The sequence below is a fragment of the Corynebacterium sp. LK33 genome (assembly GCF_014334955.1).
Classification (GTDB): domain Bacteria; phylum Actinomycetota; class Actinomycetes; order Mycobacteriales; family Mycobacteriaceae; genus Corynebacterium; species Corynebacterium jeikeium_D.
The window spans coordinates 38541-50327 of the sequence record NZ_PDGU01000005.1 but is presented as its reverse complement, the minus strand read 5'-3'; the positions used below and the strand labels follow the sequence as shown (position 1 = coordinate 50327).

The following is an 11787-nucleotide window of genomic DNA, read 5'->3' as shown; positions in this document are numbered from 1 at the left end:
AAAATACCCGTGAAAGTGCGTGAAAGTGCGTGAAAAAGAGTGAAAGATAGTGAATACTCAGACAAGTAAAAACCCGCCCCCACCAGGCTAAAAGCCAGGTGAAAGCGGGTTTTAAAATCGTGCCCCCGGTGAGACTCGAACTCACACTGGACGGGTTTTGAATCCGTTGCCTCTGCCAATTGGGCTACAGGGGCGCAAAGCCGTCGATAAGCGAAAATGCTCTATCGAAGCGACTTTGACTAGTTTAGTCCATCGACCCCGAATTAGAAAAACGGCGCTGCGCATAAGCGACGACGCTGACGATTGCGGCGCCGAGAATGAACAGTCCGAGGGCGAGTCCCCAGTCGGAGCCGATGCCCTGGAGCTCGTTGTTTTCGGTCTGCCACGGCCAGAGAGCGCGCAGCGAACCGAGCATGAGGCCGGACATGGCGACCAACGTGAGCGCCTGGTGCGTACTCAGCAGCCATTCGAGGAGGCGGATGAACAGGACGATGCCGATCAGCGCGCCGACGAAGAACGTGCCGATGTAGGCGAAGTCACGGTCGTGAATTGCGCCCATGGTCGGTGCGTAGAGTCCGATGACCAGCAGGAAGAAAGAGCCCGAAACGCCCGGCAGAACCAGTGCGCACACGGCAATCGAGGCGGCGATGAGTACAAGCCAGAGAGGCGGCTGCGTCGGCGCGGCCTGTGGCAGGGAAGTAAGCGCGAACAGGGCGATGCTGAAGAACAGGAAGACGGCGATGGCCTTGCCGCGCATGCCCGGCTGACGCAGAGCGCCTGGCGGTAGCTCGTTCAGCGGCATGGTAATCGAGGCGGCGATCATGCCCATGAACAGTGCTCGAGAAGCGACTGGTTGGTTGGTGACGAAGTTCTCCATGACGCCTGCCATGGAGAAGACCACGGCAACCATGCCGATAGCCACCGGGATGAGCAGCCACCAGTCGATTCTGCGAAGGTCCTCCTTGAAGGTGCCCTTCGAAATTGCCCGCGGCAGGTCGGTGATGCGCTTGGCCGATTCAATCAGGCGTCCGTAGATGCCCGTGATCAGCGCAAGAGTGCCGCCGGAGACCCCCGGAATCGTCTCGGCGAGACCAATGAGGCCACCGCGAACTGCGTTGGCGATGACACCCAGCGGGGTCGGCTTCGGGATTTCAGAGTAGGGGCTCGTGGTCGGCAGCGTGGTCGACTCTGCGCCAGGAGCGCTCGTATTTTCAGTAGACATCGCAGGCCATTGTATGTCTTCCACCTGAGAAGAAGCGTATTTCCGTGTGTGTATTAGTGGCTTCGGGGTGCGATTAAGGACACAAAACAAAAAAGCAGCGCCTGGGGTGGCGCTGCTGATTCAGTGAGTTACGCAGGAGTAGTCGGTGGCAGGGGGGGGCAGTAGGCGGTGGGCAGTGGAGCCGCTTCCTTGGCCGTGCTCAGTTCTTAGCCGTGTTCGATGATCTGCTGCAGGCAGCTGCCCAGGGCCTCCACCGAAATCCTCGGCGCGTTGGCCTCATCGATCAGACCAGTATCAGAAAGAACTAGGTATCCGACGCAGAGGGAAATAGCCATCTGGCTGCGGTGCACAGCAGCATCGTGGCTAACGTCTTCCGGTCCGTCCTCTTCGACGCGGCGAATCAAGTCATTTGCAACAGCTTCATTGAACCGCTCGGCGATGACTTTTGCGGTTTCCTCGGAGTCGAGGGATCCGACAATCAGCGGAATCATGGACTGTCCGGCCATTCCTTGACCAGTCAAAATAGCGCTGGCCATCCGCTGGCCAAGTTCATTGAAGGGAGCTCGGCTGAGTGTGCCTTTGAACTGGCTGAAGTCAATCAGTTCGGCCATGAGACCTTCTTTGGAGCCGAAGTACTTGATGATGAGCGGCGCGCTAACGCCCGCATCGCTGGCAATTTCCTTCAGCGGCACGCTTCGCAAAGGCTTGCGCGCGAAGTGCCGAGCTGCAGCCGCGATGATGCGCTCGCGGGTGGACTGGGCGCTCCGTTGGAAATCGGTCGAATCGAACTCACTCATGCTGAAGAGTCTAAAGCCATGAAAGCGTAACTACGCCAATTGATTTCAGAGGCATGCGCAGGACGTGGTGATATGTTTTCGCGGCCACCTCAAAGAGGGGGTAATTTCTAGGTGCCTCATTTGGGGCAGGTTCCGTGCATGCTGTTGAACAATCGCTGGAAAATATGGAAAAACTCCAGGAAAATAAGGCGAATATTAAAGTTGGATTACAGCATTTCGGAAACTGAAACCAGGTGCCAAGCGACGCTCGAGAGGCTCACTCTTGCGAATCACTGTTCAGGTGGACTAAGGGGCTGCTGAATCCGTTTCAAAATGCAGCCTGATTACCGTAATTATTGTTCACTGAAGCTGACCGGCCAACAGCTCATCCTCCGCAGCTCGCGATTCCTCAGCGCGCATCTCAGTTTTCCTACGCTGTTCAATATTTTCCTACACTGGGATGTCATGAAGAAGACCCTCATGCTTATCGACGGTCATTCCATGGCCTTCCGCGCGTTCTTTGCCCTTCCGGTGGATAATTTCTCAACCACCGGTGGTCAGACAACGAACGCGGTGTACGGCTTCCTTTCTATGCTGTCCAATATCCTCAGCGAGGAAAAGCCCACGCACGTGGCGGTCGCCTTCGACGTCGCCCGCGAGACGTTCCGCAACGAGATTTTCCCGGAGTATAAGGCCCAGCGTGAGAAGACTCCTGAGGAATTCCGTGGTCAGGTGCCGCTTATTCAGCAGGTGCTGAAAGAGATGGGCATCGTCACGCTGGAAAAGGACAACTATGAGGCCGACGACATTATCGCGACTTTGGCTACCCAAGCCAAGCCTGAGGGCTTCGAAACGCTCATCGTCACCGGTGACCGTGACTCGTTCCAGTTGGTCAACGACACCACCACGGTGCTTTATCCAATGCGCGGCGTCACCACGCTGCATCGCTTCACGCCTGCTGCTATCGAGAAGAAGTACGGTCTGACGCCGACTCAGTACCCGGACTTCGCGGCTCTCCGCGGCGACCCCTCCGACAACCTCCCGGGCATTCCGGGGGTCGGCGAGAAGACCGCGACGAAGTGGATCGTTCAGTACGGCACGCTGGCAAACCTCATCGACCACGCTGACGAAATCCGCGGCAAAGTCGGCGACAACTTCCGCGAGCGCGTCGCAAACGTTCAGTTGAACCGCGACATCACCGAAATGGTCAAGGACCTGCCCTTGCCGTATGGTCCGAACGAGCTCGAGCTCCGTCCCGCCGACGCCCAGGGCATCATCGACTTCTTCGACCGCCTTGAATTCGGCGACAACCTTCGCGAACGCGTCTTCCGCACCCTTTCCATCGAAGGCGCGGGCGTCACCGCCTCCACCAGCGACAGTGCGACAAAGCTCGAGGCTGTTTCGCTTGACGACGGCGCCCTGGCTGCCTGGCTCGATAATCTGCACGAGCCGGCCGCGTTGCAGGTCGGGGAGCACACCCTGATGATTGGCTCCGCAGATGAGAAGGGCAAGACCTCCGGCCAGGCTGTTTCTCTCGACTTGGGTGATCTTTCCGCCGAAGATGCCGACGCACTGCGCGAGTGGCTCGCTGGCGACCATCCGAAGCTGGTGCATGACTCTAAAACGGCCATGCATGCACTCTGGAACTACGACTTCGAGCTGGCCGGGGTCATCCACGACACCTTCTTGGCCGCGTATCTGCTGCGCCCAAGCCAGCGCAGCTACAGCTTGGACAACGTCGTCCAGCGTCACCTGGGCCAGACTCTTTCGCAGGCCGAGGGCCAGATGACCCTGCTCGATGGCCCGGCCGAAGACGCTTCCTATGTCGCCGCCGTCATCGACCTGGCTGAGCGATTGGCTGTCGAACTCGACGAGGCCGGGCTCTACAGCGTGTACGCCGACCTGGAAGTCCCGCTCGCCCCAGTGCTGGGTCGGATGGAACGCGCCGGTATCGCTGTCGATGTTGATGCGCTCGAGGAGCTCCGCAAGCAGGCGCAGGCGGCTACCGATGAGGCGGAGAGTGAGGCTCGCAACCTCGTCGATAAGCCTGAGCTGAATCTCGGATCGCCGAAGCAGTTGCAAGAGGTCCTGTTTGATCAGCTGGGAATGCCCAAGACAAAGAAGACGAAGACGGGCTATTCCACGGCGGCGAAGGAGATTGAGGGACTGGCGAAGGTCAACCCGCATCCGTTCCTGGACTACCTGCTGAAGTTCCGCGAGTCGCAGAAGATGAAGACGACCGTGGAGGGGCTGATTAAGGCTGTTGCTGATGATGGCCGTATTCATACGACTTTTAATCAGACGGTCGCGGCGACGGGGCGTCTGTCGTCGACGGAGCCGAATCTGCAGAACATCCCGGTGCGCACGGAGTTCGGGCGACGGATTCGTGAGGCGTTCGTGGTCGGCGATGGCTATGAGCAGCTGATCACCGCGGACTACTCGCAGATTGAGATGCGCGTGATGGCGCACCTGTCGCAGGATCCGGGGTTGATTGAGGCCTACCGCCAGGGCGAGGACCTGCACAATTACGTCGGCTCGAAGGTCTTCGGCGTCGGCATTGATGGGGTCACGCCCGAGCTGCGTCGTCGTGTGAAGGCGATGAGTTACGGTCTGGCTTATGGTCTGAGTGCTTTTGGTCTGGCGCAGCAGCTCGACATTCCGCAGCGCGAGGCGAAGAAGCTCATGGAGGACTACTTCGAGCGCTTCGGTGGCGTGCGCGATTATCTGCACAAGGTTGTTGAGCAGGCGCGTAAGGACGGCTTTACGGCCACGATGTTCGATCGGCGTCGCTACCTGCCGGAACTCAACGCCGACAACCGCATCGCTCGCGATAATGCGGAACGCGCGGCATTGAACTCGCCGATCCAGGGGTCGGCGGCAGACATTATTAAAATCGCGATGCTCCGGGTCGACGATGCTTTACGACGGGGCGGGTTGCGCTCACGTGTCCTCCTGCAGGTTCATGACGAATTGGTTGTTGAAGTTGCAGATGGGGAAGAGGCGGCCATCAAGGAGCTGCTGCATCGGGAGATGGACTCGGCGGCTGAATTGTTGGTGCCGTTGGATGTTTCTATCGGTGCTGGTGTGAATTGGGGTACTGCTGCGCATTAGTGGTGCGAAGGTCGGGCCGTAGTGCTGGTCGGCGGACTTGTTGCGGGCTTGCCGCGGATGTGTTGCGGACTTGAATGTCGCAGCTCAAATCGGTATTGTTCGCTAGGTATGCATTAGCGTGCCGACTTTGCAGCCTCGAGCTCCAGGGACATCGGGTTAACTAATTGCCAATGGCGAGATTCGCCGAAAGCGGATTTGGCCCGGTTGTCCAGGTGTTTCTTTGAGGGGCAAGGCCGAAATTGTCCGTTTTTCGATTTCTATCCGCTTCGGAGCACATCTTATATGTCCACTTCTAACGTCCCTCAGGTTGCCATCAACGACATTGGCACCGCTGAGGATTTCCTGGCCGCTGTCGACTCGACGATGAAGTACTTCAACGATGGTGACATCGTTGAAGGCACCGTCGTTAAGGTTGACCGCGACGAGGTTCTTCTCGACATCGGCTACAAGACTGAAGGTGTCATTCCTTCCCGCGAACTGTCCATCAAGCACGATGTCGACCCTGACGAAGTGGTCGAAGTTGGCGATGAGATCGACGCGCTGGTCCTGACCAAGGAAGACAAGGAAGGCCGCCTCATCCTGTCCAAGAAGCGCGCTCAGTACGAGCGTGCTTGGGGCACCATCGAGCAGCTCAAGGAGAACGACGAGCCGGTTACCGGTACCGTCATCGAGGTCGTCAAGGGCGGCCTGATCCTCGACATCGGCCTGCGCGGCTTCCTGCCGGCTTCCCTCGTCGAGATGCGTCGTGTCCGCGACCTCCAGCCGTACATCGGCCAGGAGATCGAGGCCAAGATCATCGAGCTCGATAAGAACCGCAACAACGTCGTTCTGTCCCGCCGTGCATGGCTCGAGCAGACCCAGTCTGAGGTCCGCTCTGAGTTCCTGCACCAGCTGCAGAAGGGCCAGGTCCGCAAGGGTGTCGTTTCCTCCATCGTCAACTTCGGCGCATTCGTCGATCTCGGCGGTGTTGACGGCCTGGTTCACGTTTCCGAGCTGTCCTGGAAGCACATCGACCACCCGTCCGAGGTTGTCCAGGTTGGCGACGAGGTCACCGTCGAGGTTCTCGAGGTCGACCTGAACCGCGAGCGCGTTTCCCTGTCCCTGAAGGCTACTCAGGAAGACCCGTGGCGCGTCTTCGCCCGCACTCACGCAATCGGTCAGATTGTACCGGGCAAGGTCACCAAGCTGGTTCCGTTCGGTGCGTTCGTCCGCGTCGAGGAGGGCATCGAGGGCCTGGTTCACATCTCCGAGCTGGCTTCCCGCCACATCGACGTTCCGGACCAGATCGTCTCCGTCGACGAGCAGGTCATGGTCAAGGTCATCGACATCGACCTCGAGCGTCGTCGTATCTCCCTGTCCCTCAAGCAGGCTGACGAGGACTTCACCGAAGAGTTCGACCCGACCAAGTACGGCATGGGCGACTCCTACGACGAGCAGGGCAACTACATCTTCCCGGAGGGCTTCGACCCGGAGACCAACGAGTGGATGGAAGGCTTCGAGACTCAGCGCGCAGAGTGGGAGGCTCGCTACGCAGAGGCAGAGCGTCACCACCAGCTGCACGCTGCCCAGATCGAGCGTCACCGCGCTGCAGCTGCCGAGGCTGCAGAGACCGCTTCGAACTACTCCTCCGAGTCCGGCGAGGCAGCTCCGGCTGCTCCGGCCGCACCGGCTGCAGACAACGCAGGCGGCACCCTGGCTTCCGACGAGCAGCTCGCTGCTCTGCGCGAGAAGCTGGCTGGCAACTAAGCTAGGCCGCTAAGGGCTTATACGTCCCTTTGAGAAATCGCCCCGGCGAGGTTTTCCTCGCTGGGGCTTTTTCGTGCTTTCTTTGCTTTACGACGGGCACCTGCTCGGCCTTGTTCTTATAGCGGCGGCTTGGGAGCTTGCTGCATTTTTGGTCCTGGTGTTGGGGCTTTGGGCCATGAAGGGGGCACCGCTGTTGTCTAGGGCGGGCTTACGCTTCACCAGAAGTAGTTTGCTGCACAGTAACCGGCTACTGGCGAAGCGCAAGCCGTCCTAATGGCCCTAATGACTCTAATGCCCCGGTGGTCCTGTCGATTTTGGTGGCTCTGGCGGTCTTTACTGCCGTTGACAGCCTATCTTTCTGCCCATATGATTGGTGACATGACAACAAAGGACGAAGCCAAACAGGTAGATAACGCTAATCACGTAGAGGATTCCGCACACTCCGCCGGTGGGGTGTACTCCCAGAAGGGCAAGGACTTTAACCGCGACACCCGCTATATCAATGACCGGATTGTTAAGGATGGTCGCGAAGTAGGCGAGGGGATTAAGACGTGGCCCGTTGAAGCCGGTCGCTACCGCCTCATCGCGGCTCGCGCGTGCCCATGGGCACATCGCACGCTTATCGTTCGCAGGCTGCTCGGCTTGGAAGATGCAATTTCAGTCGGAATTCCAGGGCCAGTTCACGATGCCCGCTCCTGGACATTCGACAAGGGACCAGGTGGCCGTGACGAAGTACTAGGCTACGAGCGCCTCCAGGAGGCATTCCGCAAGCGTTTCCCGGACTATCAGCGCGGCATTACTGTTCCGGCCATCGTCGAGATCGAGTCGGGTGAGGTTGTGACCAATGACTTCCCCTGGATCACCTTGGACTTCATTACCGAGTGGACCGAGTTCCACCGCAAAGGCGCCCCGGATCTTTACCCGGTGGAGATGCGCGAGGAAATGGATGAGCTCATGCAGTTCATCTACGCCGAAATCAATAATGGCGTCTACCGCTGCGGTTTCGCAGGCTCGCAGGAGTCCTACGACAAGGCCTACGACCGACTGTTCAGTGCCCTAGACCAGGTTTCTGAGCGCTTAGAGACCCGCCGTTACCTCATGGGCGACCACATCACTGAGGCCGATATTCGCCTTTACACAACCCTCATCCGCTTCGATGCCGTCTACCACGGCCACTTCAAGTGCAACCGGAGCAAAATCTCCGAGATGCCGGTTCTATACAACTACCTGCGTGATCTCTTCCAGACTCCGGGCTTCGGCGACACCACTGACTTCGTCGATATCAAGCGCCATTACTACGAAGTCCACCGCGACCTCAATCCTTTAGGGATCGTCCCGAAGGGGCCGGAGCTCTCTGACCTGCTCCAGCCGCACGGCCGCGAGACCCTTGGTGGCAGCCCATTCGGTAACGGCACCGCCCCGGCCCCAGTCAACCCAGATCCCGTTGAAGAGGGTCACCGCATCGAGGATCTCGTCGTAAAGCACTAACGTGCGGGGGCGTGTCCACGTACCCTTAGAGACATGCTCAAAGTAGGACTAACCGGCGGCATGGGCAGTGGGAAATCTACGGTCGCCCGTAGGTTTGCCGAGCTCGGTGCTGTCATCATCGACGCTGATCAGATCGCTCGCGATGTCGTCGAACCCGGGGAACCGGCGCTGGCCGAACTCGCCGAAGCTTTCGGCGAGGGCATTTTGCTTGACGACGGCTCCCTCAATCGCGGCGAACTTGCGAAGCGGGCCTTCGTATCAGCGGAGAAGACGGAGCTGCTGAACTCCATTACCCACCCGCGTATTGAGCAGCGCACCGAAGAGCAGTTCAACGCGGCAGGTGACGCCATCATTGTTTTTGACTCTCCGCTGTTGATTGAAATGGGGCAGTCGGAAGCGCAAGACCTCGTCGTGGTTGTGCATACCCCGGTGGAGGTCCGTCTCGACCGTCTGGTGGAAAGCCGCGGTGTAGACCGAGAGGATGCGAAGCAGCGCATCGCTAAGCAAATCAGCGATGACAAGCGCCTGCAGTTCGCCGACGTGGTTATGGAAAACTCAGGCACCGAGGAGGACCTTGTGCGCCAGGTCGACCGGATTTGGGAGCGGATTATTCAGCCGCTGAATCAGATTCGTCAGCTGCAGGCCGGGCAGCAAGATAATTCCGCAGCCGGATGATAGCCTCCTCAATCACCTCGGCGCGCTTGCAGAAAGCGAACCGCACCAGGTAGCGGTACTTTTCTGACTCCGGGTCATCCACAAAAGCGGTGACGGGGATGGCTGCGACGCGGCACTCCTTGACCAGTCGGGTGCAGGTCTCCAGGGCGTCGCCAAGCCCCCAGCTCGAGACATCGGCGACGACAAAATACCCTGCCTGCGGCGTGAAGACGTCGGCGCCAAGGCCCTCCAACCCATCGGCGAGGAGCCGCATGTTGCCCTCGAGCTGACCCGCCAGCTCGTCCACCCATGGGGCACATTCCTGCAGGCCACGGGCGACTGCGGGCTGAAGGGGAGTGGCGCCGACATAGCTCAAGAACTGCTTGGCCTTGACGACGCCATCGAGTAGTTCGGTCGGGGCCAGCGCCCAGCCGATCTTCCATCCGGTGACGTTGAAGGTTTTTGCGGCGCTGGACACGACAATGGTTCGCTCGCGCATGCCGGGCAGAGCGCTGATGGAAGAGTGTGACAATCCGTTGAAGTACAGGCGTTCGTAGACTTCGTCGGCAAGCACGAGTAGATTGTTTGCGATGGCGACATCGGCGATGGCCTGCAAGTCCTCCTCCGTGAGGACGGTGCCGGTGGGGTTGTGCGGCGAATTGATGATAATCATGGCCGTTTTAGCGGTGACGGCATCGGCAAGCGCGCTGCGGTCGAGCGACCAGGAGCGTGCCGTGCCGGAAGCTGCGGGGATGAGCGGCACCGCGGTATATGTGCAGTTAGCCAGTGCGATGACGGCTTTGTACGAGTCGTAGTACGGCTCGATGACGATGACGTGGCTGCCGGGTTCGAGATGCCCCAAGGCGGTGGCGGCAATCGACTCCGTGGCGCCGACCGTGACGAGGCATTCGGCGTCGGCGTCGTAGACCTGCCCCGTGCGGCGGGCGCGATCGGCGACGATAGCCTCGCGGAGCACCTTCATGCCGCGGCCGGGGCCGTACTGGTTGTTTCCTCCAGCTATCTGATGTCGCGCCTCCGCGAGCACCTCCGCCGGCCCATCCCAATCGGGGAAGCCCTGCCCAAGATTGATTGCCTCGTGCTCGGTAGCGAGGCGGGACATGGTGGCGAAGATGGTCTCGCCGAAGGGGCGCAAGCGGGAAACAGTCATGGTATTTACTGTAGGTGGAATCTCATGAGTTCGAAGCATGAAGCTGCAGGATGTGATGGTCGTCAGTCCGCGAAGCTGTGTACACCAGCTTTGGCGTGCCATCTCTGAGCGCTACAAATCGAAGCGACAATTCTAGATAAGAGCTTCAGATATTCTGTGCATTCTCTTCCTTTTAAAAAATAGTCTTTACCGCATGCAAGATTGGTCGTGGTACGCCCTTGAGGCTGCCAAATTGGTACAGCTGCGTGGCAGAGTTCCAGAAATTATCGCAGTTATACTAATGCTGCTGACTCTCGGGTTTCTCCTTTGGCTGGTTGCAAAGGGGAACAGCTCTAGAAAATCGGGACTAATTCAAGTTTGCGCGATTGTAGTGGCTGTCTCTGTGGTGAGCACCATCGGCTGGTATGTGCTTAATAAGGTGTGGCGACCGATCCCGGACTACATCGGTATTGAAGTTTTCGGACCATTCGCATCTGGCTTGTCCGGCATCGTTGCTCTAGTTGTAATTGCGTTTTCCAAGAAGCCTAGGCGCATCATTGCGGGTCTTCTCGTCTGCTCATTATCAGTACTCGGCGCCTATGCCGTTCCCAATATTCACTATGGCACGTATGCAAACTTGGCCCAGGTGCTACGCGGACCAGGCAAAGTGCAGGCTTTTGGCGAGGTAGATGGGCTCGCGCCGGTCGCGGATGTTTATCGTCCCGGTGACAGTGAGTCGGCAAAACAAACATCCTTGGAACAACGGTGGCGGCCACGCCAAGTCGAAAAACTGAGCTCTGATAGCAGCGTTCTCGTGCAAGCAGATATCCCTGCTACTGACTTTTCTCCGCGCTCCTCCATTATCTATGTTCCAGCTGCCTATTTCGCTCGACCTCGTCCTCTGCTGCCTGTGCTTGTACTGATGCCAGGACAGCCGGGTACGTCGAAGGATTGGCTGGTAAACGGCGACCTGAAAAATACTATGGATCGCTTTGCTGAGCAACACAATGGTTTGGCGCCGATTGTGGCGATAGTTGATCAGCTATCTTCGAGCTTCAAGAATCCGCTCTGCTCCGACACTGAAAATGGGGCGGTCGCAACCTATTTGGAACATGACGTACCGGCGTGGTTGGAGCAACATTTCCAAGTAGATACTCGACCGCAGTCGTGGGCAGTAGGTGGATTGTCCAATGGTGGTACCTGCGCGATGCAAGTTCTCAGCCGTAAGGGAGGCCCGTATCGTACCGTGCTGGACATGTCAGGCGAGGAGTTCCCAAATCTGCACAACCTTGAGACGACAATCGAGAAGGGCTTTGGTGGCGACAAGGCCACGTTTGAGGCAAATAATCCGTTATCGATTTTCGCTTCTGGCGAAGACTTCACAGGTTATTCCGCATTCTGTTCCATAGGCGATGAGGAATCTAAAGATGTCATCGAAGGGCTGTGGAAAGTCTGCCGAGCCGGACGGGAACAGGGAATGGACGTCCAAGAGCGCACCTATTCCGGTACGCACGAATGGAAAGTGTGGGATCGCGCGCTTGACGACGAGCTCCCCTGGCTTGCGGAGAAAATGAATCTTATCCGGGCGCAAAGCCACTAGAACACAAGAACACTATTTTTCTCGATGCGGCCATCAAAAGTAT

8 protein-coding genes and 1 tRNA gene are annotated in these 11787 nt (G+C 58.4%); 5 read left to right on the top strand and 4 right to left on the bottom strand.

Annotated elements, in window-relative coordinates:
• Window positions 1–120 precede the first annotated feature (120 nt).
• The 3 genes from CRD20_RS00940 to CRD20_RS00930 all read right to left on the bottom strand — a co-directional run bounded on the left by CRD20_RS00940 (window position 121) and on the right by CRD20_RS00930 (window position 2019).
• A tRNA-Leu gene (locus tag CRD20_RS00940) sits at window positions 121–194 on the bottom strand.
• A gap of 50 nt (window positions 195–244) precedes the next feature.
• Window positions 245–1222: a DUF368 domain-containing protein gene (locus CRD20_RS00935; protein WP_076771965.1), complete on the bottom strand. Its 978-nt coding sequence runs from the start codon at window positions 1220–1222 to the stop codon at window positions 245–247.
• A gap of 206 nt (window positions 1223–1428) precedes the next feature.
• The gene (locus tag CRD20_RS00930) at window positions 1429–2019 is read right to left on the bottom strand and encodes a TetR/AcrR family transcriptional regulator (RefSeq protein WP_187404691.1); all 591 of its coding nucleotides are present in this window, start codon (window positions 2017–2019) and stop codon (window positions 1429–1431) included.
• Window positions 2020–2478: 459 nt separating this feature from the next.
• On the opposite strand from CRD20_RS00930, the gene polA reads away from it, so the two are divergent.
• The 4 genes from polA to coaE all read left to right on the top strand — a co-directional run bounded on the left by polA (window position 2479) and on the right by coaE (window position 9018).
• Window positions 2479–5109 (top strand): DNA polymerase I, encoded by a 2631-nt coding sequence (polA, locus tag CRD20_RS00925; protein WP_187404692.1) that lies wholly within the window; start codon window positions 2479–2481, stop codon window positions 5107–5109.
• 282 nt (window positions 5110–5391) lie between these two features.
• Entirely contained in the window at window positions 5392–6855 is a 1464-nt protein-coding gene (rpsA, locus tag CRD20_RS00920) for a 30S ribosomal protein S1 (protein WP_005510285.1), read from the top strand.
• Window positions 6856–7233: 378 nt separating this feature from the next.
• Window positions 7234–8343 (top strand): glutathione S-transferase family protein, encoded by a 1110-nt coding sequence (locus tag CRD20_RS00915; RefSeq protein ID WP_370545773.1) that lies wholly within the window; start codon window positions 7234–7236, stop codon window positions 8341–8343.
• A gap of 33 nt (window positions 8344–8376) precedes the next feature.
• Window positions 8377–9018 carry a dephospho-CoA kinase gene (gene coaE, locus CRD20_RS00910; RefSeq protein ID WP_187404689.1) on the top strand — a complete coding sequence of 214 codons (642 nt, stop codon included), beginning with the start codon at window positions 8377–8379 and terminating at the stop codon, window positions 9016–9018.
• On the opposite strand, the gene CRD20_RS00905 is transcribed toward coaE, so the two are convergent.
• Window positions 8951–10165 carry an aminotransferase class I/II-fold pyridoxal phosphate-dependent enzyme gene (locus tag CRD20_RS00905; RefSeq protein WP_187404688.1) on the bottom strand — a complete coding sequence of 405 codons (1215 nt, stop codon included), beginning with the start codon at window positions 10163–10165 and terminating at the stop codon, window positions 8951–8953. The two genes, coaE and CRD20_RS00905, sit on opposite strands and share 68 nt — an antisense overlap.
• Before the next feature lie 193 nt (window positions 10166–10358).
• Between CRD20_RS00905 and CRD20_RS00900 the strand changes: the two genes are divergently transcribed.
• Window positions 10359–11744, top strand: coding sequence for an esterase family protein (locus CRD20_RS00900; RefSeq protein WP_016422920.1), 1386 nt, complete (start codon window positions 10359–10361; stop codon window positions 11742–11744).
• Window positions 11745–11787 lie beyond the last annotated feature (43 nt).